At 71.8% G+C, this 22,215-nt stretch carries 20 protein-coding genes; 4 read left to right on the plus strand and 16 right to left on the minus strand.

Annotation, left to right across the window (positions count from 1 at the left end):
- Positions 1 to 37: 37 nt before the first annotated feature.
- From ACZ3I3_RS39510 to aroH, 4 genes are all read right to left on the minus strand, one after another.
- Positions 38 to 688, minus strand: coding sequence for a lysophospholipid acyltransferase family protein (locus ACZ3I3_RS39510; protein ID WP_467372626.1), 651 nt, complete (start codon positions 686 to 688; stop codon positions 38 to 40).
- Complete coding sequence (cmk, locus tag ACZ3I3_RS39515) at positions 685 to 1,365, minus strand: (d)CMP kinase (RefSeq protein WP_467372627.1); 681 nt, start codon at positions 1,363 to 1,365, stop codon at positions 685 to 687. The genes ACZ3I3_RS39510 and cmk overlap by 4 nt, the downstream gene beginning before the upstream one ends.
- 116 nt (positions 1,366 to 1,481) lie before the next feature.
- Entirely contained in the window at positions 1,482 to 2,567 is a 1,086-nt protein-coding gene (locus ACZ3I3_RS39520; protein WP_467372628.1) for a prephenate dehydrogenase, read from the minus strand.
- A complete protein-coding gene (gene aroH, locus ACZ3I3_RS39525; RefSeq protein ID WP_467372629.1) occupies positions 2,564 to 2,926 on the minus strand; it encodes a chorismate mutase in 363 nt (120 codons plus the stop codon). The genes ACZ3I3_RS39520 and aroH overlap by 4 nt, the downstream gene beginning before the upstream one ends.
- A gap of 188 nt (positions 2,927 to 3,114) precedes the next feature.
- Between aroH and ACZ3I3_RS39530 the strand changes: the two genes are divergently transcribed.
- Together ACZ3I3_RS39530 and ACZ3I3_RS39535 are read left to right on the plus strand one after the other, a co-directional pair.
- Positions 3,115 to 3,543 (plus strand): Rieske (2Fe-2S) protein, encoded by a 429-nt coding sequence (locus tag ACZ3I3_RS39530; RefSeq protein ID WP_467372630.1) that lies wholly within the window; start codon positions 3,115 to 3,117, stop codon positions 3,541 to 3,543.
- Positions 3,544 to 3,565: 22 nt separating this feature from the next.
- Entirely contained in the window at positions 3,566 to 4,309 is a 744-nt protein-coding gene (locus ACZ3I3_RS39535; RefSeq protein WP_467372631.1) for a nucleotidyltransferase domain-containing protein, read from the plus strand.
- Here ACZ3I3_RS39535 and ACZ3I3_RS39540 read toward each other — a convergent pair.
- The 11 genes from ACZ3I3_RS39540 to ACZ3I3_RS39590 form a co-directional block, all read right to left on the minus strand.
- A complete protein-coding gene (locus ACZ3I3_RS39540) occupies positions 4,235 to 4,984 on the minus strand; it encodes a nucleotidyltransferase domain-containing protein (RefSeq protein WP_467372632.1) in 750 nt (249 codons plus the stop codon). The genes ACZ3I3_RS39535 and ACZ3I3_RS39540 overlap by 75 nt on opposite strands.
- Before the next feature lie 3 nt (positions 4,985 to 4,987).
- The gene (locus ACZ3I3_RS39545) at positions 4,988 to 6,007 is read right to left on the minus strand and encodes an ADP-ribosylglycohydrolase family protein (protein ID WP_467372633.1); all 1,020 of its coding nucleotides are present in this window, start codon (positions 6,005 to 6,007) and stop codon (positions 4,988 to 4,990) included.
- A 72-nt stretch (positions 6,008 to 6,079) separates the two neighbouring features.
- Positions 6,080 to 7,141, minus strand: coding sequence for a pseudouridine synthase (locus tag ACZ3I3_RS39550; RefSeq protein WP_467372634.1), 1,062 nt, complete (start codon positions 7,139 to 7,141; stop codon positions 6,080 to 6,082).
- Positions 7,141 to 7,827 carry an SMC-Scp complex subunit ScpB gene (scpB, locus tag ACZ3I3_RS39555; RefSeq protein WP_467372635.1) on the minus strand — a complete coding sequence of 229 codons (687 nt, stop codon included), beginning with the start codon at positions 7,825 to 7,827 and terminating at the stop codon, positions 7,141 to 7,143. The genes ACZ3I3_RS39550 and scpB overlap by 1 nt, the downstream gene beginning before the upstream one ends.
- A complete protein-coding gene (locus tag ACZ3I3_RS39560) occupies positions 7,824 to 8,879 on the minus strand; it encodes a segregation and condensation protein A (protein WP_467372651.1) in 1,056 nt (351 codons plus the stop codon). The genes scpB and ACZ3I3_RS39560 overlap by 4 nt, the downstream gene beginning before the upstream one ends.
- A 504-nt stretch (positions 8,880 to 9,383) precedes the next feature.
- Positions 9,384 to 9,971 (minus strand): hypothetical protein, encoded by a 588-nt coding sequence (locus ACZ3I3_RS39565; RefSeq protein WP_397620502.1) that lies wholly within the window; start codon positions 9,969 to 9,971, stop codon positions 9,384 to 9,386.
- On the minus strand, positions 9,956 to 11,083 hold the full coding sequence (locus tag ACZ3I3_RS39570; protein WP_082319718.1) for a ParA family protein: 1,128 nt from the start codon (positions 11,081 to 11,083) through the stop codon (positions 9,956 to 9,958). The genes ACZ3I3_RS39565 and ACZ3I3_RS39570 overlap by 16 nt, the downstream gene beginning before the upstream one ends.
- A gap of 415 nt (positions 11,084 to 11,498) precedes the next feature.
- Positions 11,499 to 12,623, minus strand: a complete 1,125-nt coding sequence (gene ald, locus ACZ3I3_RS39575) for an alanine dehydrogenase (protein WP_467372636.1) — start codon at positions 12,621 to 12,623, stop codon at positions 11,499 to 11,501.
- Between the two features lie 136 nt (positions 12,624 to 12,759).
- Positions 12,760 to 14,844, minus strand: a complete 2,085-nt coding sequence (locus ACZ3I3_RS39580; protein ID WP_467372637.1) for a tetratricopeptide repeat protein — start codon at positions 14,842 to 14,844, stop codon at positions 12,760 to 12,762.
- A 183-nt stretch (positions 14,845 to 15,027) separates the two neighbouring features.
- Positions 15,028 to 15,654 carry an NUDIX domain-containing protein gene (locus tag ACZ3I3_RS39585; protein ID WP_467372638.1) on the minus strand — a complete coding sequence of 209 codons (627 nt, stop codon included), beginning with the start codon at positions 15,652 to 15,654 and terminating at the stop codon, positions 15,028 to 15,030.
- A gap of 96 nt (positions 15,655 to 15,750) precedes the next feature.
- The gene (locus tag ACZ3I3_RS39590; RefSeq protein WP_467372652.1) at positions 15,751 to 17,409 is read right to left on the minus strand and encodes a CTP synthase; all 1,659 of its coding nucleotides are present in this window, start codon (positions 17,407 to 17,409) and stop codon (positions 15,751 to 15,753) included.
- Positions 17,410 to 17,927: 518 nt separating this feature from the next.
- Here ACZ3I3_RS39590 and ACZ3I3_RS39595 point away from each other — a divergent pair.
- Positions 17,928 to 19,730 (plus strand): glycoside hydrolase family 15 protein, encoded by a 1,803-nt coding sequence (locus tag ACZ3I3_RS39595; RefSeq protein ID WP_467372653.1) that lies wholly within the window; start codon positions 17,928 to 17,930, stop codon positions 19,728 to 19,730.
- Positions 19,731 to 19,820: 90 nt separating this feature from the next.
- On the plus strand, positions 19,821 to 21,203 hold the full coding sequence (locus tag ACZ3I3_RS39600; protein ID WP_467372639.1) for an FAD-binding oxidoreductase: 1,383 nt from the start codon (positions 19,821 to 19,823) through the stop codon (positions 21,201 to 21,203).
- On the opposite strand, the gene ACZ3I3_RS39605 is transcribed toward ACZ3I3_RS39600, so the two are convergent.
- Positions 21,190 to 22,146, minus strand: coding sequence for an LLM class F420-dependent oxidoreductase (locus ACZ3I3_RS39605; RefSeq protein ID WP_467372640.1), 957 nt, complete (start codon positions 22,144 to 22,146; stop codon positions 21,190 to 21,192). The genes ACZ3I3_RS39600 and ACZ3I3_RS39605 overlap by 14 nt on opposite strands.
- Positions 22,147 to 22,215 lie beyond the last annotated feature (69 nt).

Below are 22,215 nucleotides of genomic sequence, written 5' to 3' on the forward strand. Positions count from 1 at the left end.
CCGCTGTCCCGCGGGCTGATCCACTACTCAGTGTTGCCTAGCGCCCGGTGAAGCGCCTGGCGTTTTCCAGGTGGGCGGCGAGCTGCTTCTGGATGCGCCCGGTCGCCTCGTCCAGCGCCGTGCGCGTGCGGCGCCCGCTGCCGTCGCCCGCCTCGAAGGGCTCCCCGAAGACGACGTCGACGCGGGACCGCAGCGGAGGCAGCCCCTTTATCAACCGTCCCCGCCGGTCGGAACTTCCCAGCACGGCGACCGGCACGATCGGGGCACCGCTGCGCACCGCGAAGTACGCGAGCCCGGCGCGCAGCGAGGCGAAGTCGCCCTCGCCCCGGGTGCCCTCCGGGAAGATGCCGAGCACGCCGCCGTTCTCCAGCACGCCCAGCGCCCGGGTGATCGCCGTGCGGTCGGTGGTGTCGCGGTCCACCTTCACCTGGCCGATGCCGGTCAGGAAGGGGTCGAGCGGGCCGATGAACGCTTCCTTCTTGATCAGGAAGTGCGTCGGCCGGGGCGCCACGCCCATGACCATCGGGCCGTCGATGACGTGGGAGTGGTTGACGGCGAGGATCACCGGGCCGGTCGTGGGCACCCGCCAGGAGCCGAGCACGCGCGGCTTCCACAGCCCGTACATCAGGCCGACGCCGATGCGCCGCCCGACGTCGGCGCCCCGCAGGGAAGGCAGCTGGTCGGTCACTTCCCGGCCCGCTTCTCCTCGACGAGGGTGACGACGCACTCGATGACCTGGGCCAGCGTGAGTTCGGTGGTGTCCACCTCGACCGCGTCGTCCGCCTTGGCGAGCGGCGAGGTCTTGCGGCTGGAGTCGGCCGCGTCCCGCTTGATCAGGGCCTCGCGGGTGGAGTGCACGTCGGCGCCCTTCAGCTCGCCGCTGCGGCGGGCGGCACGCGCCTCCGGGGAGGCGGTGAGGAAGATCTTCAGATCGGCGTCCGGCAGCACGGTCGTGCCGATGTCGCGGCCCTCGACCACGACGCCGTTCGCCGCGGAGGCCGCGATCGAACGCTGGAGCTCGGTGATCCGGGCGCGCACCTCGGGCACCGCGCTGACCGCGCTGACCTTGGAGGAGACCTCCTGGGTGCGGATCGGGCCGGCCACGTCGACGCCGTCGACGGTGATGGTGGGGCCCTGCGGGTCGGTGCCGGAGACGATCTCCGGCTTGCCGGCCGCCGCGGCGATGGCGGCGGGGTCGTCGATGTCGATGCCGTTGGTCACCATCCACCAGGTGATCGCCCGGTACTGGGCGCCGGTGTCCAGGTAGCTCAGTCCGAGCTGTGCCGCCACGGCCTTCGAGGTGCTCGACTTGCCCGTGCCGGCGGGGCCGTCGATGGCGACAATCACTGGCGTGGCGCTTTCCACTGTGGGGACCTTCCTGAACCGGGCTGGCGGGGGTGGGGGCGCGAGGGCCCCGCACAAGGTTACTGGGTGCGGGTCACTCGTCCGGCCGCGCGTCGCTCAGCCACATCCAGGATGCACTACTGCCGGATCGCCCAGCCACGGTCCCGCAGCGCGGCACTCAGCACGGGTGCCGCCTTCGGCTCCACCATCAGCTGCACGAGACCGGCCTGCTGCCCGGTCGCGTGCTCGATGCGCACGTCCTCGATGTTGACGCCGGCCCTGCCCGCGTCCGCGAAGATCCGGGCCAGCTGTCCGGGCTGGTCGTCGATGAGCACGGCCACGGTCTCGTAGAGCCGCGGAGCGGATCCGTGCTTGCCGGGCACGCGGACCTGCCCGGCGTTGCCGCGCCGCAGGACGTCCTCGATGCCGGTGGTGCCGTCACGGCGCTTGTCGTCGTCGGAGGACTGGAGGGCACGCAGGGCCCGCACGGTCTCCTCCAGGTCGGCGGCGACGTCCGTCAGCAGGTCGGCGACCGGCCCCGGGTTCGCGGAGAGGATGTCGATCCACATCCCGGGGTCGGAGGCGGCGATCCGCGTCACGTCCCGGATGCCCTGCCCGCACAGCCGTACGGCGGCCTCCTCGGCGTGCTCGAGGCGCGCGGCGACCAGGCTGGAGACCAGGTGGGGCATGTGGGAGACGAGGGCGACGGCACGGTCGTGGGCGTCGGCGTCCATCACGACCGGCACGGCACGGCAGTGCGAGACCAGCTCCAGGGCGAGGTTCAGCACCTCGGTGTCGGTGTCCCGGGTCGGGGTGAGCACCCAGGGGCGGCCCTCGAAGAGGTCGCCGGTGGCGGCGAGCGGGCCGGACTTCTCCCGGCCCGACATGGGGTGCGTGCCCAGGTACGCCGTCAGGTCGAGGCCGCGGGTCTCCAGTTCGCGGCGCGGCCCGCCCTTGACACTGGCGACGTCGAGGTAGCCGCGCGCCACACCGCGGCGCATGGCGTCGGCGAGCACGTCCGCCACGTGGGCGGGCGGGGCGGCGACGATCGCGAGGTCGACGGGTCGGTCCGGCGCCTCGTCCGTGCCGGCGCCGAGCGCTGCGGCCGTACGGGCCTGCTCCGGGTCGTGGTCGGCGAGGTGCACGGTGACGCCCCGCTGGGACAGGGCGAGGGCGGCGGACGTGCCGATGAGCCCGGTGCCGATGACGAGTGCGGTCCTCACTGGGCGATGTCCTTGCGCAGGGCGCCCGCGGCGCCGAGGTAGACGTGCGCGATCTCGGCGCGGGGCTTGTCGGATTCGATGTGCGCGAGGACCCGGACGACACGCGGCATGGCGCCCTCGATGTCCAGTTCCTGGGCGCAGATCAGCGGGACGTCGACGATGCCGAGCTTGCGGGCGGCGGCCGCCGGGAAATCGCTGTGCAGGTCGGGCGTGGCCGTGAACCAGATGCTGATCAGGTCCTCGGCGGTGAGGTCGTTGCGCTCCAGGATGGCCGTGAGCAGGGCTCCGACCTGCTCGTCCATGTGCCCGGCCTCGTCCCGTTCGAGTTGGACGGCGCCCCGGACCGCTCGTACCGCCACGGCGATGCTCCTTGCTGACGTGCGTGTCGCTGTGTGTCGCGCTGTGCGTCAAGCCTAGTCAGCCCGCGCGGCAGGGGTGCGCGGCGCCCATCCGATGAGACACCGGGCTTACCACTCCTTGGGTATTTTCGATGCAAAGATTCATAGAATTCCGAATTACTCCCATTTAGCACCTTCGGAGTGACGACATGACTTACGAGACCACACGTCGCACGGTTCTCCTCGCGACGGGCGCTACGGGCGCGGCGGTGCTCGTCGCGGCCTGCGGCGGGGGCGGCGACGACAACGGCTCCGCGTCGACGAGCTCGCCCACCGGCCGGGAGGCGGCCGGTCAGGAGCTGGCCGCCACGGACGAGATCCCCGTCGGCGGCGGCAAGATCTTCAAGGAAGAAGAAGTCGTGGTGACCCAGCCCGAGCAGGGGCAGTTCAAGGCCTTCTCGGCGATCTGCACCCACCAGCGCTGCACGGTGGCGTCCGTCTCCGACGGCACCATCAACTGCGTCTGTCACGGCAGCAAGTTCCGCATCGCCGACGGCTCGGTGGCGCACGGCCCGGCGACACGGCCGCTGCCCGCCGAGCAGATCACCGTGGAGGGAAACTCGGTTCGCCTGACGTGAGGGGCCGCGTACGCTCCCGGGCATGCAGCCCGAGGCCCTGGTACGCGACCACACGATCTACTCCTGTGTGATGGGTTCGCGCGCTTTCGGGCTGGCGACGGACGACAGCGACACCGACCGCCGTGGCGTGTTCCTGGCTCCCACGCCTCTGTTCTGGCGCTTCGACAAGCCGCCGACGCACGTCGAGGGCCCGGCCGAGGAGCAGTTCAGCTGGGAGCTGGAACGCTTCTGCGAGCTGGCCCTGCGCGCCAACCCCAACATCCTGGAGTGCCTGCACTCCCCGCTCGTGGAGCACGCCGACGACACCGGCCGCGAGCTGCTCGCCCTGCGCGGAGCGTTCCTCTCCCGGCAGGTCCACGACACGTTCGCGCGCTACGCGCAGAGCCAGCGCCGCAAGCTCGAAGCCCACGTCCGCAGCCACGGCGCCCCCCGCTGGAAGCACGCCATGCACCTGCTCCGCCTGCTGACCAGCGCCCGCGACCTGCTGCGCACGGGCATGCTCACGATCGACGTCCGCGACCAGCGGGAGCCCCTCCTCGCGGTGAAGCGCGGCGAGGTCTCCTGGCCGGAGGTCGAGACGCGGATGGCCCGTCTGGAGCGGGAGGCCGAGGAGGCCGTCCGCCGCAGCCCGCTCCCGGCCGCGCCCGACCGGCGACGCGTGGAGGACTTCCTCGCCCGAGCCCGCCGCGCCTCAGTCCTGCAGGCGGACCCGTACGACGAGGTCGTGCAGGGCGTCATGGACGACCGGGGCCGGCGGCAGGGCTGAGGCCTGCTGGGCCTCGTCGAGCGCGCCTCGCAACCGCTCGACGTCCGACCGCACGCGCGCGTGGTCGACCTCGGCCGGCCCGTGTTCCCGCTCGGCCTTCGCCGCGATGAGGTCCGGCACATAGGCAGGGGCGTCGATGTCGCCGAGCAGCGTCGGCAGATGCGCCTGCACCTCGCCGCTGCGCATCAGATGGATACCGGTCAGCAGGACGCGGAAGGTGTAGAGCAGCGGCTTGAGCTCGCCGCTCTTCTCGAACAGCCGCCACTGCGTGGCCCCGAAGCCACGGTAGTGGTGGGCGTGGTGGCTGGTGAGGACGCCCGGGGCGAGGGCGACCAGCTCCTGGTGCGTGCCGGTCGTGTGCACGACGAGCGGCGAGAGCAGCTGCTCCAGCACGTAGCCGTTGCGGCGCAGCATCAGGCGTACGAACTTGCGCAGGTCGTGCGTGACGAGGTCCATCTCGACACCGTCCCGCACCCACATCCGCGACCGGGTCTCCTCCGGCTCGCGCAGACCCACCAGCTCAGCGGCCGGCAGCAGGTGCGCGCCTCGCAGGTCCACGTCCGAGTCGCGGGACGGGAAGCCGTAGAGGTGGGCGCCGGAGACGGTCGCGAACAGCACCGGGTCGGGCTGTTCGGCCACCACGGGCGTCAGGTCTGTGTCCAGGAGGTCGGTCATCCGTCACGCGTCCCAGAGCGCGCCGAGGGTCAGCAGGTCGCTCCGGTACTCGATCCGGTCGGCCCACTCGCCCGGCCAGCACTCCGCGCCCAGGTACGCGCCGGCGAAGGCGCCCGCCAGGCAGGCGATGGAGTCCGAGTCGCCGGCGGTGCAGGCGGCGCGGCGCAGGGCCGTGAGCGGCTCGTCGGGGAAGAGCAGGAAGCACAGCAGCCCGGTCGCCAGGGCCTCCTCGGCGATCCAGCCCTCGCCGGTGGCCAGGCACGGGTCGTCCTCCGGCGAGACGGTGCCCACGGCCTGCTGGAGCCGGTCGAGGATCGCCAGGCACTCGTCCCAGCCGCGCGCGATGAACTGCTCGGGGCTCGGGTCCTGGGCCCGGCTCCACAGGTCGCCGAGCCAGCGCTCGTGGTAGTGGCTGCGGTTGTCCAGGGCGTACGTACGGAGCAGACCGATCAGCCCGGCCGGCTCGGCGCCCTGTGCGAGCAGCCGTACGGCGTGGGCGGTGAGGTCGGAGGCCGCCAGCGCCGTCGGGTGACCGTGGGTCAGCGCGGACTGCAACTGGGCGGCGCCTGCGCGCTGTTCGTCGCTCAGGCCGGGGACCAGCCCGAGGGGCGCGACCCGCATGTTGGCGCCGCAGCCCTTGGAGTGGATCTGACTGGCGTCCTGCCAGGGGCGGGATTCGTCCTTCAGCAGCGAGCAGGCCTTCAGGCAGGTGCGCCCCGGAGCCCGGTTGTTCTCCGGCGACTGGTACCAGTCCACGAACTCCTCACGCAGAGGACGGGCCAGTCGCAACGGCGTGAGCAGACCCCGGTCCATCGCCGTCCGCACCGCCCGTCCGAGTGCCAGCGTCATCTGCGTGTCGTCGGAGACAAGAGCCCTCTTCGGCAAGGCCAGCTCGCGCCACGGTCCGTGCTTGGCGACGATCGACGGCACATCGCTGAACTCGGTCGGATACCCCAGCGCGTCCCCCAGGGCGAGGCCGGTGAGCGCTCCGGTGGCGGCTTGCTTGTAGACGAGCGTGGCCATGTCAGAAGTCCTTCCGTCCCCGCGCCCTGAAAGGCACGGGGAACTCGCGGCACCCGGGCTGTCCGCGTAAGCCTAGAGATCGACTTCCTGCATCAGCATGCCGACCTCCGTGTTGGACAGCCGCCGCAGCCAGCCGGACTTCTGGTCGCCGAGGGTGATCGGCCCGAAGGCGGTGCGCACCAGCTTGTCGACCGGGAAACCGGCCTCCGCGAGCATCCGGCGCACGATGTGCTTGCGGCCCTCGTGCAGGGTGACCTCGACGAGGTAGTTCTTGCCGGTCTGCTGGACGACCCGGAAGTGGTCCGCGCGCGCGTAGCCGTCCTCCAGCTGGATGCCGTCCTTGAGCTGCTTGCCCAGGTCGCGCGGGATCGGGCCCACGATGTGCGCGAGGTAGGTCTTCTTCACGCCGTACCTGGGGTGGGTCAGCCGGTGCGCCAGCTCGCCGTGGTTGGTGAGCAGGATGACACCCTCGGTCTCGGTGTCGAGCCGCCCGACGTGGAAGAGCCGGGTCTCGCGGTTGGTGACGTAGTCACCAAGGCACTGCCGCCCCTCCGGGTCCTCCATGGTGGAGACGACCCCGGCGGGCTTGTTCAGCGCGAAGAACTGGTAGCTCTGCGTGGCGACGGTCAGGCCGTCGACCTTGATCTCGTCCTTCTCCGGGTCGACCCGCCGTCCCTGCTCCAGCACGATCTCGCCGTTGACCTCGACGCGGGCCTCGTCGATCAGCTCCTCGCAGGCGCGCCGGGAGCCGAAGCCCGCGCGGGCGAGGACCTTCTGGATGCGCTCGCCCTCCTGCTCGGCACCCGGGAAGGTCTTCGGGAGCTTGACGTCCTTCTTCTCGGCGTACCGGTCGCGGTTGCGCTCCTCGATCTTCGCCTCGTACTCGCGGGGGCGCGCCGGGGCCGTACGACCGCCCTTCTGGGGCTGCTTGGGCCCGCCCTTGGCTCCGCCGCGCGCGGCGCCGCCGCGTCCGGCCTTGGGGCCGTCCTTGGTCGCTCCGGGGCCCACGTCGTAGCGGCGCTCCTCGGGGCGGGGCTTGCGGGGGCGGCCCTGCCCCTGCTTCTGGTCCCTGTTGTTACCGGCGCCGCGGTGGTTACCGCGTCCGCCGCTCTTGCCGCTGCCGCTGCTTCGCATCAAATTTCCGTCTGGTCGTCTTCGTCGTCGGTACCCGGGGTGACCGGGCGGCCCGGCACGTCGTCATCAGGCGCGTCCGGGTCGAACGACGGTACGCCTTCCTGGGTCTCGGCCTCGATCGCCTCCGCCTCCGGGAGGAAGGGCGCGAGTTCCGGGAGCTCGTCCAGACCGCGCAGGCCCATCCGCTCCAGAAAGTAGTTCGTCGTCGTGTACAGGATCGCACCTGTTTCGGGTTCCGTGCCCGCCTCCTCGATCAGACCCCGCTGGAGGAGGGTGCGCATGACGCCGTCGCAGTTGACTCCGCGTACGGCGGAGACCCGGCTGCGGCTGACCGGCTGCCGGTAGGCGACGACGGCCAGGGTCTCCAGGGCGGCCTGGGTGAGGCGGGCCTGCTGGCCGTCCAGCACGAAACGCTCGACGGCCGGGGCGTACTCGGCGCGGGTGTAGAACCGCCAGCCGCCCGCCACGAACCGCAGTTCGAAGCCGCGCCGTTGGACGGTGTACTCGTCGGCCAACTCCCGCAGGGCGTCCGCGATCTGGCGCTTGGGCCGCTCCAGTATCTTCGCGAGGTGCTCCTCGGTCGCGGGCTCGTCCACGACCATCAGGACGGCCTCCAGAGCGGGCTTGAGATCGAGGCCGGCGACGGCACCCAGCCCCGCCGGGGCCTCGGTGGCTTCCTGGCTCATGCCTTCTTCTCCTCCTTCGGCGGCTCGGGCGGCCGGTCGAACTCGTCGGTGACGGTCGGTGTCTCGTCCCCGTCCCCGCCGGTCCACCGCACGAGGAGCTCGCCGAGCGCGGTCTCCTGCTCCAGCTCGACGGCTTTCTCCCGGTACAGCTCCAGCAGCGCCAGGAACCGGGCCACGACGGTCAGGGTGTCGTCGGTGTCCGCCACGAGTTCCCGGAAGCGGGCCTCGCCGAGCTCCTTGAGCCGGGCGACGACGATCCCCGCCTGCTCCTGCACGCTGACCAGCGGGGCGTGGATGTGGTCGACGTACACCTGCGGCTTGGGCTTGGGCTGCATCGCCTTCACGGCGAGCTTGGCGAACCCTTCCGCGCCGATGTTGATGACCACCTCGGGCAGCAGCTCGGCATGGTGGGGTTCGAGCCCGACGGTACGCGGATAGCGCCGGGCCTCGTCGTCGAGCCGCCCGCTGAAGATGTCGGCGATCTGCTTGTACGCGCGGTACTGCAGCAGCCGGGCGAACAGCAGGTCCCGGGCCTCGAGCAGCGCGAGGTCGGCCTCGTCCTCGACCTCGGCGGCGGGCAGCAGCCGTGCCGCCTTCAGATCGAGCAGCGTGGCCGCGACGACGAGGAACTCGGTCGTCTCGTCCAGGTCCCAGTCCGGCCCCATCGCCCGGATGTACGCCATGAACTCGTCGGTCACCTTCGACAGCGCGACCTCGGTGACGTCCAGCTTGTGCCGGGAGATCAACTGCAGCAGCAGGTCGAAGGGCCCCTCGAAGTTGGCGAGCCGGACTTTGAAGACCCCGTCGTCGCTGCCGGAACCGTCGGTCGAGGGCTGGGAGGTGCCCCCCGACGCGCTCCGCCCCTGCGGGGCCTGCGCTCCGGGGGCCGCCCCTGCCTCGGCCAGGGCGTGCGGAGGAACAGCCCCGGCTCCTGGCTCCGGAACGGCGACCTCGGCGTCGGTATCGGCCGCAGGAGCGGACGCGAGCGCTTCGCTCGGGGACCCGGTCTCTCCGGACTCGGCGACCGGGGCCGCGGTCTCGGTCGCAGCCACCGGCCCGGGGGCGGGACGCTCACGGTCCGCCGCCGGATGACCGGCCTCGGGCCCGGACCCCGGCGCGTCGTCCCGTTCCGGGGAAACGCCCTCACGGCCCGCCACGGTGGCAGCGGCAGCCGCGGACTCCGCCGGGGCGGGCCCGGCCGCACGCCCCGGGCGAGTCGTCCCGCCCGCCGTCCACGGCTCGGCAGGGATCTGCCGTTCCACACCGCCGGGCGGCACCTCGGCAAGCAACGCCTGCCCGTCGGCCGCTTCCTCCTCGACCCGGACGTCCGAACCGGTCTCGATCTCCTCGCGAGTCCCGTCGGACCCGGCACCCTCCGTGTCCCCGGAGGTCACGCCGGACTCGCCGGCACCCGCAGCCAACTCACCGGGCTCGGCCACGTCCACCGGCTCGACCGGCGGAGCCACCGGCCCCCGTCCCAGCGCACGCCGGCGCCCGGACGGGCCGCCGGGGGGTGGTGGGGAGGCGTTCGAGGTCATGGCCCCCGCAGGCTACCGCTAGCGCCCGCGCAGCCGTCGTACGAGGATGCTGGCGTCCCCGCGGGTCTCCAGGTCGGCGAGGACCACGGCGACCGCCTCGCGGACGATACGGCCGCGGTCGACGGCCAGGCCGTGCTCGCCGCGGAGCACGAGACGGGCGTGCTCCAGGTCCATGAGCTCCTCGGCCGACACGTAGACCGTGATCTTCTCGTCGTGCCGCTCACGGCCGCTGGGACGGCGTGCGGCGGCCCGCCCGCGCTTGCGTGGTGCCGCGGCGGCGGCACCGGCCGCACCCGCGGCAGAACCTTCCTGCGCCGCCTGCCGACGGGCGGAGCCGGAGCGGCTGCGGGACTCCCCGGCCTCGGCCGACTCCGCGTCCGCCGCGACATGCTCCGCGCCCTCGCCGTCACCGCCCTGCGCGGGCACCGACTGCGGCACGTCCTCCGCGGCCGTGGCCGCTGCCGCCACCGCGTCGCCCTCCCCCGCCGGAGCGGGCACCCGGGCGTCGCCGTTGGCCTGGCGCCTGGGCTGGGACGACTGAAGCGCCATCCCCCCTGTCGTACGGAAGAGTTCGTCGGCCCCCGGCAGACTCACTCGGCGTGACACCGGGCGAGCACCTCCCTGGCGAGCTGGCGGTAGGCGGCGGCACCGACGGAGTTGGAGGCGTACGTGGTGATCGGCTCACCGGCGACCGTGGTCTCCGGGAACCGGACCGTGCGCCCGATGACCGTGTGGTAGACGTGATCGTCGAAGGCCTCGACGACCCGCGCGAGCACCTCACGGCTGTGCACCGTGCGCGAGTCGTACATCGTGGCGAGGATCCCGTCGAGCTCCAGGTCGGGGTTGAGCCGCTCCTGGACCTTCTCGATGGTCTCGGTCAGCAGGGCCACACCACGGAGGGCGAAGAACTCGCACTCCAGCGGCACGATCACCTTGTGCGCGGCCGTCAGGGCGTTGACCGTGAGCAGGCCGAGCGAGGGCTGGCAGTCGATGACGATGAAGTCGTAGTCGTCCAGCAGCGGCTTCAGCGCGCGCTGCAGGGTGGACTCGCGGGCGACCTCGGAGACGAGCTGGACCTCGGCCGCCGACAGGTCGATGTTGCTGGGCAGCAGGTCCATGTTGGGGACCGCCGTCTTCAGCAGCACCTCGTCGGCCGCCATCCCCCGCTCCATGAGCAGGTTGTAGACGGTGAGGTCGAGTTCCATCGGGTTGACGCCGAGTCCGACCGACAGCGCGCCCTGCGGGTCGAAGTCCACGAGCAGGACCCGGCGTCCGTACTCCGCGAGCGCGGCACCCAGGTTGATGGTCGACGTGGTCTTGCCGACGCCGCCCTTCTGGTTGCACATCGCGATGATCTTCGCGGGTCCGTGGTCGGTCAGCGGGCCCGGGATCGGGAAGTACGGCAACGGGCGTCCGGTCGGGCCGATGCGCTCCCGGCGCTGTCTGGCCGCGTCGGGCGCGAGAGTGGCCGCGTACTCCGGATCGGGCTCGTACTCCGCGTCGGGGTCGTAGAAGTGCCCCTCGGGCAGTTCGTCGTAGTCGGCGAAGTGGTTGTGGGGCGCGCCACTTCCGTCGCCGGCCATGGCGTTCACGTGATGGCCATCCATCTTCTGGTGTGCAGTGTGAGTCGCCTGCTGACTCTGGTGGGCTGCGAAGGTGCGCACAGCGACGGAGCCGACAGCAGCGAACCCCGCGGGACCCTGGCCCCGTGCAGGCATTCCTGGTTGACCACCCCCGGGAGTAAATGTCGACTCATTCACAAGTCGTCTTACCTCCTTGGTGACCAGGAAACTTCTAGACAGGTCAGCGTGGCACCATGCCGACGGTTGGCGACTCTATGGCGTGTCGGGCGTCCGCAGCAACACAATCCGCCGGACCCGGCCCGATGTGTCGGCAATGAAACATCCCGCTGTCAAGGGCGTACGGCCGTCGCACGGCAGGTTTCACCGGTGTGCGAATCGGTTGAAGGGTTACGTTCGAGGCGAGTTGCTCGAGAATCGCGAAGTGACCATACACACATCCGGCCGGACCTTGTCGGGCAAGGTCCGGCCGGGTGCGCGGCGTTGACGACCTGTGTTGACGTATCGCCTTTACGTGTTGGTGACTTGGTCGACTCGGCGGCCCGCGCGGGGCTCAGCCGAGCAGCGAGGACAACTCGACGTGCTCGACGTCGTGCGCCTCGGCGACCTCCTTGTAAACGACCTTGCCGTCGTGGGTGTTGAGGCCCTTGGCCAGTGCCGGGTCGCGGCGCAGCGCGTCCGCCCAGCCGTGGTCGGCGAGTTCCACGATGTAGGGCAGCGTGGCGTTGGTCAGCGCGTAGGTGGAGGTGTTCGGCACCGCGCCGGGCATGTTGGCGACGCAGTAGAAGACCGAGTTGTGGACCCGGAAGGTCGGCTCGGCGTGGGTGGTCGGACGGGAGTCCTCGAAGCAGCCGCCCTGGTCGATCGCGATGTCGACAAGGACACTTCCGGGCTTCATCCGCGAGACGAGCTCGTTGGTGACCAGCTTCGGGGCCTTGGCGCCGGGGACCAGCACCGCGCCGATGACGAGGTCGGCCTCCAGGCAGGCCTTCTCCAGCTCCAGGGCGTTGGAGACGACGGTCTGGATCTTCGTGCCGAAGATCTTGTCCGCCTCGCGGAGCTTGTTCACGTCCTTGTCGAGCAGGGTCACGTGGAAGCCCAGGCCGATGGCGATCTGCGCCGCCTGCCAGCCGGAGACGCCGCCGCCGATGACGACGGCCCGGCCGGCCGGCACACCCGGGACGCCGCCGGGCAGCACGCCGCGGCCGCCGTTGGCGCGCATCAGGTGATAGGCGCCGACCTGCGGGGCCAGCCGGCCCGCGACCTCGGACATCGGGGCGAGCAGCGGCAGCGCGCGGCTGGGCAGCTCGACGGTCTCGTAGGCGATCGCGGTGGTGCCGGACTCCAGCAGGGCGTCCGTGCACTCCTTGGAGGCGGCCAGGTGCAGGTAGGTGAAGAGCGTCTGGTCCTTGCGGAGGCGGTGGTACTCCTCGGCGATGGGCTCCTTGACCTTCAGCAGCAGGTCGGCGGCGGCCCAGACCTCGTCGGCGGTGTCCAGGATCCGCGCACCGGCGGCGACGTACTCCTCGTCCGTGATCGAGGAGCCGACGCCGGCGCCGCGCTCGATGACGACCTGGTGGCCATGACGCACCAGCTCGTGCACGCCGGCGGGGGTGATGGCCACCCGGAACTCGTTGTTCTTGACCTCGCGGGGGATGCCGACCTTCACGTCGATCACGGTCCTTGGCTCAGAGGGTATGGGCGTATTACTAGACATACCCGGGCGCGCACGGGCACACCGGGAGAGACCGCAGGAGAACGTGCGGCAGAGCCAGTCTAATGAAGGTGTTCCCGCTGTCTAGCCTTTCATTGCATCAATCTTCGGTCGATGTGCCACGGATTTCGCAGGTGTCAGGCTCCGGTTTCCGCTGTGAGTCGCCATCGGAGGCGGTCACGGGCCCCTCCTGGTCCTCCTGGTCCTCGCCGAGGATCCGCTCCGCGGCGCCCCGGTGCAGCCGGGCCGACGCGGGGTCGCCGAGGTGTTCGAGGGTGTCGGCGACCCTCAGGTGCAGCGCGGCCTGCAGCCGCGTGTCCTCGGCCCGCCGCGCCCATTCCACGGCCTCCCGGCAGGTACGCAGCGACTCCTCGGGCCGGCCCGCATACTCCTGGACCCGCGCCAACTCGCTCAGCGCCCGCGCCTGGGCGGCCACGTCACCGTTTTTGCGGTGCCCGGCGATCGCCGCGCGCCAGTTCCGCAGGGCCTCGCCGTAGCGGCCGGCGAAGGTGTGGGCGGCGGCGATCCGCCCATACAGCCGGGCGGCCTCGGCGCGCTCGTCCCGGGCGAGCCGCTCGACCAGGGCCCGGCCGAACCAGTCGGCGGCCCGGTCGAAGTCACCGAGCTCCAGATGCGCACCGCCTACGGATTCCATCGCGCGGCCGGTCGCATACGGATCGTTCACCTCGCGTCCGGCGTCCAGCGCGGCCCGGTAGCGGGCCAGCGCGTCGGCCGTGCGGCCGGTCCGGGCGTCGAGGTCGCCGAGGTTGAGCAGGGCGGCGGCCCGCTCCCTCGGCAGGTTCCGGCGCTCGGCCACGTCGAGGACCAGGCTGTGGATGTCGTACAGGTCGGGCGCCGCCGCCTGCGTGCCGACATGCGCCACCATGGCCCGCACCAGCTGGGACATCAGCCGCCGGGCCAGGGTGTCCAGCTGCCCGTCGGCGACCGCGAGCCGGGCCGAGGCCAGCAGGGCGGGCCGGGTCACGCGCAGCCAGTCGGCCGCCGCCCGGGGCGTGGGAAAGCGCAGGGCACGCGGCAGGTCGAGGAGCTTCTGGCGGGCCTGGGGGCTGTCGGTCTCGGTGATCGCCCGGCAGGCCTGGAGCCGCCGTACCGTCCGCTCCAGCATGCGGGCGCGGGCCAGCTGGAGCTCGGCCGGGCGCTCGTGGTGCTCGGCGAGGACGCGGAGCCGGTCGTGCAGGCAGCCCGGCACCTCGTACTGCGGCAGCGGTGAGTCCACCGCGTGCAGGAAACCGAGGGCGACGAAGTCGTCGAGGGTGGTGCGGGCGCTGTCGACCGAGCAGCCGACGAGCGCGGAGGCGGTCTGCGGATCGACCAGTCCGGCCGGGGCGAGGGCGAGCAGGCGCAGCATCCGGGCGGCCGTTGCGGGCAGGGCGGCGTGAGCGAGGCGGAAGACCCGGTTCAGCGCGGTGCCCTCGCCGTCCTCGGCGCGCAGCTGCTTGGCGAGGTCGGAGACGGCCGCCTTCGGGCGGGCGGCGAGCCAGCCGCCCGCCAGCATGAGCGCGGCCGGCTGCCCCTGGCACTCCTCGGCGAGGCCCTCGGCGGCCCGGGGGTCGACGGTGATGCGGACCGAGCCGGTGTGCCGGGACAGCAGCTCCACCCCGGACTTGGCGTCCAGGCCGCCCAGGGTGCAGGGGCGGACGTCCGAGATGCCGGTCAGCGGGCCCTCGGAGACCGCGACGACCAGGCACTCCGGGGTGTCGGGCAGCAGGGCGTCGACCTGCTCGGCGTCGGCCGCGTCGTCCAGCAGCAGCAGCGCCCGGCGGTCGGCCAGGGCGGTGCGCAGGGCCTCCGTGAGGTCGTCCTCGCAGGCGCCGGCCGGGGCCTCCTGGTCGAGGGCGGCGAGCAGGTCCCGGGCGGTGCGCCCGACCGGTACGGGGGTGCCGTCGGGCTCGCTCAGGCGGGCGCGCAGTACCCCGTCGGGGTAACGGTCCGCGATCTGCCGGACGAGTTCCTCGGCGAGGGCGGTGCGCCCCGAGCCGGGCCGGCCGGCGATGAGCAGCACGCGCGCGCGTGGGGGCTTGCGGCCGGCGAGGGTGTCGAGTCCGGCGCGCTCGATGTCGGCGCGCAGTTCCTTCAACTCCCGTGTGCGGCCCAGGAATCGGCTCTCGCCGCACACGTGTCCGGTCAGCCGCACGTCGCCTGTCTCCACGACCTGATCCGTCACGGGCCACACTCCCGTCCCACCACACGCACAAGCCCGCCGGGACTCCGGTCCGGGCGTGAACAGAGCCTAGTTCACGCTCTGCAACGCCCCGGCCGGAGCACGACGGGCACGGCGGGCACATCCCCCGATCGGATCAGCCGATCTTCACACCGCACGGGATGCAGGGCGGGGTGCGGGCCTCCTTCAGGCCTCGAAGGGACGCGCCGGCCACGGTGCCTGGGCCGGGCGCAGGGCGTCCAGACCGTCGCCGGCGCGCGCGGCCACCATGGAGAGGACGCCCACGACGAGGCAGTTGTTGTGCAGCTCCCCGGCCAGCACGCCCCGGACGAGGTCGTCGACCGGCACCCGGTCGAGCTCCATGTCGGCCTCTTCCTCCTCGACGGCGAAACGCTCGCCCTCCGCCTCGGACAGACCGCGCGCGAGGAAGATCCGGACGGCCTCGTCGCAGCCGCCGGGGGTGGTGTAGACGTCGGTCAGCACCCGCCAGTCCTCGGCCTTGACGTGCGCCTCCTCGTACAGCTCGCGCTGCGCGGCGTGCAGCGGGTTCTCGCCGGGTACGTCGAGCAGACCGGCCGGGATCTCCCACAGCTTGTGGCGCACGGGGTGGCGGTACTGGCGCAGGACCAGGACGCGGTCGGCCTCGTCGAGGGCGAGGACGGCCACGGAACCGGGGTGGACCTGGTAGTCGCGGCCGACCACGGTGCCGTCGGGCATGACCACGTCGTCGGTGCGGACGGAGGTCTTGTTGCCCACGAAGGGGGTGTCCGTCGCCCGGATCTCCCATTCCTCCGGGGTGTCCTTGATCGTCATGCCTGTCCTTCCACGTACCCCACACGACCTGCTGAAAAGAAACCGGGGTGCACACCCTTTGAAGGGATGCACCCCGGCCACCGTACAACTGGTGTGTTACTGAGAAGTCTTCCGCTCGACCGCGGCCTTGACGAGCCCGGCGAACAGCGGGTGCGGGCGCGTCGGGCGCGAGCGCAGCTCCGGGTGGGCCTGGGTGGCGACCAGGTACGGGTGGACCTCGCGCGGGTACTCGACGTACTCGACGAGCTTGCCGTCCGGGGACGTGCCGGAGAACAGGATGCCCGCCCGCTTCTCCAGCTCGGCGCGGTAGGCGTTGTTCACCTCGTAGCGGTGCCGGTGGCGCTCCTCGACGTACTCCTTGCCGTCGTACACCTCGCGCACGATCGAGCCCTCGGCCAGCTTCGCCGGGTACATGCCGAGCCGCATGGTGCCGCCCATGTCACCCTCACCGGCGACGATGTCGAGCTGCTCGGCCATCGTGGAGATGACCGGGTGGGAGGTGGCAGGGTCGAACTCGGTGGAGTTGGCGTCGCCGATGTCGGCCAGGCTGCGCGCGGCCTCGATCACGATGCACTGCAGGCCGAGGCAGAGGCCGAGCAGCGGGATCTTGTTCTCGCGGGCGTACTTGATCGCGCCAACCTTGCCGAGCACACCGCGGTCGCCGAAGCCGCCGGGGATGCAGATGCCGTCGACGTCGCCGAGCTGCGCCGCGGCGCCCGCCGGGGTCTTGCAGTCGTCGGAGGTGACCCACTTGATCTTGACGCGGGCGCGGTTGGCGAAGCCGCCGGCACGCAGCGCCTCGGTGACCGACAGGTAGGCGTCGGGCAGGTCGATGTACTTGCCGACCAGCGCGAGGGTGATCTCGTGGTCGGGGTTGTGGACGCGGTCGAGCAGGTCGTCCCAGGTCGTCCAGTCGACGTCGCGGAACGGCAGGTCGAGCTTGCGGACGACGTAGGCGTCCAGGCCCTCGCCGTGCACGGTCTTCGGGATGTCGTAGATCGAGCGGGCGTCGGGGCAGGCGACCACGGCGGCCTCGTCGACGTCGCACATCAGCGAGATCTTCCGCTTGATCGCGGTCGGGACCTCGCGGTCGCAGCGCAGCACGATCGCGTCCGGCTGGATACCGATGTTGCGCAGGGCCGCAACCGAGTGCTGGGTGGGCTTCGTCTTCAGCTCACCCGAGGGGCCGATGTACGGCAGGAGCGAGATATGCACCACGAACACGTTGTCGCGGCCGACCTCGTGACGGACCTGGCGGACGGTCTCCAGGAACGGCAGCGACTCGATGTCGCCGACCGTGCCGCCGACCTCGGTGATCACGACGTCGACCTCGTCCGTCGCCATGCGGCGGATGCGGTGCTTGATCTCGTTGGTGATGTGCGGGATGACCTGCACCGTGTCGCCGAGGTACTCTCCGCGCCGCTCCTTGGCGATCACGGTCGAGTACACCTGGCCGGTGGTGACGTTCGCGGAACCGTCCAGGTCGCGGTCGAGGAAGCGCTCGTAGTGGCCGATGTCCAGGTCGGTCTCGGCGCCGTCGTTGGTGACGAACACCTCACCGTGCTGGAAGGGGTTCATCGTGCCCGGGTCGACGTTGAGGTACGGGTCGAGCTTCTGCATCACGACGCGCAGACCGCGGGCCTTGAGCAGCATGCCGAGGCTGGAGGCCGTCAGGCCCTTGCCGAGCGAGGAGGCGACACCCCCGGTGACGAAGATGTGCTTGGTCGTCGAATTACGAAATGCGGCGGGCGGCATGGCCAAGACGGGGCTCCCGTGGTCGCGGTCTGGGGGTGCGGTACGGCTGCCTGCCGGAGATTTCCGGGGGGTCGCCGTCGCTGCGGTTCGGGGGTTTGCTGCCCACCGGTCCACGGGCTACCAGCGTATCAGCGCCGCGGGGCGATGGCTTCCGGCCACGCTCCGCACACATCTCGACACGGAGACGGTCACCCTCACCGGTCTCTCACCCCTTGCTCACTCGTTCGGCGTACTCGCCTTGCCTGGACGGGCACCCGGAACATCGGCGTGCGTCGTATCCTGCTCGGACACTCGCTGCCGAGCCCGCCGGCCCAACGGCACCACCCCCCGCCCGTAAGAACCGGAACAACGTGAGCTCGTCAGTTCGTTGAGCAACAATTGGCGCTTTGCATCACGGCAAGCGACCTGTTTTGCTTCATCGCTCAACGATGCATTGCAAGACTTGCTGAAAATCCCCCTTGACCGCACTAGCGACAGCCCCCTTGCGGGGTGACGTGGCCGTTCGACTGGAGTTGCACGTGGCCGGGCGCATCGAAGACTACGCACTCATCGGAGACATGCAGACCGCTGCCCTGGTCTGCCGGGACGGCACGGTGGACTGGCTGTGCCTGCCCCGCTTCGACTCGCACGCCATCTTCGCCGGCCTGCTGGGCACCGAGGAGCACGGCTTCTGGCGGCTCGGACCGGCGTACGCCTCCGACCAGCAGCCGCCCACCGCGGCCCGGCGCAGCTACCGCGGTGACTCGCTGATCCTGGAATCCGAGTGGGACACCCAGCGGGGCACGGTCCGGGTGACCGATTTCATGCCGCCGCGTGACGGCGCCCCGCAGCTGATCCGGATCGTGGAGGGCGTCTCGGGCCGCGTGCCGATGCGCTCGGCGCTGCGGATGCGGTTCTCCTACGGGCGGGTGGTGCCGTGGGTGCACAAGCACGACGGGCGCACGGTGGCCGTGGCGGGCCCCGACTCCGTGTGGTTCGACACATCCGCCGAGACGTACGGCAAGTCGCTGACGACGTACGCGGATTTCACGGTCGCCCCGGGTGACCGGATCGCGTTCACGATCTCCTGGCAGCCCTCGCACAAGGAGCCACCGCCGCTGCCCGAGCCGGAGCAGTCGCTGGAGGCGACGGAGGACTTCTGGCGCGAGTGGGTCGACCACTGCACGTACCACGGCCCCTACCGGGAGGCCGTGGTCCGCTCGCTGATCACGCTGAAAGCCCTGACGTACGCCCCGACCGGCGGCATCGTCGCCGCGCCGACCACCTCCCTGCCGGAGGACATCGGCGGTGTCCGCAACTGGGACTACCGCTACACGTGGCTGCGCGACGCGGCGATCACGCTGTCCTCGCTGCTGCGCACCGGCTACCGCGAGGAGGCCCGTGCCTGGCGCGAGTGGCTGCTGCGGGCCGTGGCCGGCGACCCGGAGAACCTCCAGATCATGTACGGCATCGCCGGTGAGCGCGAGCTCGGCGAGGCGGAGCTGGACTGGCTGCCGGGCTTCGAGAACTCCACCCCGGTCCGGGTCGGCAACGGCGCCGCGCACCAGCTCCAGCTGGACGTCTACGGCGAGGTCACCGAGGCCCTGCACCTGGCCCACATGACGGGCCTGGCGCGCAACGACTACGCCTCGCTGCTCCAGCTGAAGCTGATCCGCTACCTGGAGGACCACTGGCAGGACCCGGACGAGGGCATCTGGGAGGTGCGCGGCCCGCGCCGCCACTTCGTGCACTCCAAGGTGATGGCCTGGGTCGCCGTCGACCGCACGATCAAGCTGATCGAGTCCGGTGACGCGGACGGCCCGCTGGAGCGGTGGAAGGAACTGCGCGACGACATCCACCGTGATGTCTGCGAGAAGGGCTACGACAAGGAACGCAACACGTTCACGCAGTCGTACGGCTCGAAGGAGCTGGACGCGTCGCTGCTGCTGATCCCGCAGATGGGCTTCCTGCCGCCGGACGACAAGCGCGTCATCGGCACCATCGAGGCGATCCAGCGGGAGCTGTCCACGCCCGACGGCTTCATCCTGCGCTACCCGACGCAGGGCGACAACGAGGGCGTCGACGGCCTGCCCGGCGACGAGGGCGCGTTCCTCGCCTGCTCGTTCTGGATGGCCGACGACCTGGCGATGATCGGCCGCGTGGACGAGGCGCGCAAGCTGTTCGAGAAGCTGCTGTCGCTGCGCAACGACCTCGGCCTGCTGGCGGAGGAGTGGGACCCGCACCTCCAGCGCCAGGTGGGCAACTTCCCGCAGGCGTTCAGCCACGTGCCGCTGATCGACACGGCACTGCGCCTGACGGCTTCGGGGGCGTACGGGGGCTGAGCGGGCCCGGCCGGGGGCTGAGCGGGCCCGGCCGGCCGTGGCCGCCTAGTCTGGAAGCGGACGATTGCCCCTTCTCGGAAGGGGGCGGCCATGGCTTCCCTCTCGAAGGCGGACGCGGCCCTCACCGCGCTTCGCGACGATCTGACCGGCGAGGTGTTCGCCCCGGAGGACCCGGGCTACGACGAGGCCCGGGCCGTCTTCAACGCCATGATCGACCGGCGGCCCGCCGTGCTCGCGCAGTGCGCCGACGAGGACGACGTCGTGCGGGCCGTGCGGTTCGCCAGGGAGCTGGATCTGCCGGTCGCGGTCCGCGGCGGCGGCCACAGCGTGGCGGGCATGGCCGTGGGCGACGGCGGCGTGGTGGTGGATCTGCGCCGGATGCACGAGGTGACCGTGGATCCGGCCGCGCAGGCCGTCCGGGTCGCGGGCGGGGCCACGATGAGCCACCTGGACCGGGCCACCGAGCCGTACGGACTGGCGACGACCGGCGGCCGAGCCTCCACGACGGGCGTCGGCGGTTTCGTGCTGGGCGGCGGCACCGGCTGGCTCGACCGCTGGTGCGGGCTCGCCGTCGACAACCTGCTCGGTGTCGAACTCGTCACCGCCGACGGCACCCGGGTCCGCGCGAGCGCCGACGAGAACCCGGACCTGTTCTGGGCCCTGCACGGCGGCGGCGGGAACTTCGGCGTCGCCACGGCGATGACGCTGCGGCTGCACGAACTGCCCGAGTTCTCCATCGCGCTGGTGCTGTTCCTGCCCGAGCACGGGCCGGAGGTCGTGCGCACCTTCCGCGAGGTGATCGCGCACGGGCCCGCCGAGGCGGGCGGCGGCGTCCTCTACTTCACCGGTCCGCCGGAGGAGTTCGTACCCGAGCACCTCGTGGGCAGGCTCGTGTGCGGTGTGCTGCTGACGTACGCCGGCGGCGAGGACGACATGCGCAAGGTCGCCCAGCCCCTGCTGGCCCTGCCGCACGAGGCAGAGATCGTCGGCGCGATGCCGTACGCCGACGTCCAGTGCATGATCGACGACCCGCCGGGGATGCGGAACTACTGGTCGGCCGAGTACCTGGCGAGCGCGCCGGACGACTTCGTGGACGTCTTCTGCGCCCGGGCCGATTCCATGCCGGTGCCGACCGGCACCCAGCACGTGCTGTTCCCCCAGGGCGGGGCCATCGCCGACGGCCCGGGCGAGTATCCGGTGCCCTACCGGGACGCGCCGTGGGCGGTGCATCCGTTCGGCATCTGGGAGGACCCGGCGGACGACGAGCGGTGCGTGCGGTGGGTGCGGGACGTGCGCGCCGACGTGCGGCCGTGGAGCACCGGCGCCGTCTACCTGAACTTCATCGGCGACGAGGGCACCGACCGGGTCGTCGCGGGGCTGGGCGCCGAGAACGCCCGGCGGCTGGCGGAGCTGAAGCGGCGTTACGACCCGGACAACGTGTTCCGCTTCAACCACAACATCACGCCGGCCTGAGGGCCGTGAGCGTCCGCTCCCCCGCCGGATCGCCCGCCGTGGCCGGGACGAGGGCGATCTCGTCGAGGCCGGCCTCGGCGTAGGCGTCCATGCGGGCGCGGACGGTGCCGGCGTCGCCGACGAGGGCGACCGTGTCCGCTGCCTGGGGCGGCAGGGCCCGCAGCAGGGTGTCCGGGTCGGCTCCCTTGGCGGCCAGTTCGACGACCTCGGCGAACCCCGCCTCGACGAACATGTCGCTGTAGCCCGGCACGGCGAGGTAGCCGACGGCACTGCGCAGGACCTGCGTGAGCGTCTCCGGCTCCGGGTCCACGGCGGCGGGCAGCCAGGCGGCCAGCCTCGGCGGCGTACGCCCGGCCCGTTCGGCGGCGGCGAGCATCCGGGCCCGCAGCATGCGGACCTGCTCGGGGGAGACGAGGTCGAGCAGCATCCGGTCGGCGTGCTCGACGGCCGCCGCGACCGCGCGCTCCCCGAACGCCGCGACGGTGAGCAGGCCTCCGGGCTGCGGCAGCCGGCGCGGGAAGCCGCTGCCGGGCACGATCGGCTCGCCCGGCCGGCCGTCCATCAGCGCACGCACGGCCGCCGCCGACTCCGCCAGCGCGGCGGCGGGCCGGGTCCGCGGCCGGCCGTGCACGCCCTCGACGACCCGCTTGCTGGACGTGCCCAGAGCCACGCCGACGGGCCGGCCGGTGACGGACGCGGCGGACGCGGCGCCCCGCACGATGGTGAGCGGGTCGCGCACCGACACCGGCACGGGACCGGCCGTCAGCGCGGCCTGCTCGGTGGCCGCGCCGATCGCCGTCGCCAGGACGAACGAGTCCCACGTCGGTCCCTCGCCCGCCCACACCTCCCGGTACCCGAGCCGGTCGGCGAGCACCGCCACCCGCAGCGGCTCCTCGACCGGACTGTCGTCCTCCCGCCCCACGGCGACCACGCTGATGTCCATGACCGCGCCCGTACCCGGTCGCCTCCAGCATAATCCGGGCTCGGTCGTCCCTGAGATGTCCGACAGGCA

The organism is Streptomyces sp. NPDC016851 (genome assembly GCF_055562795.1).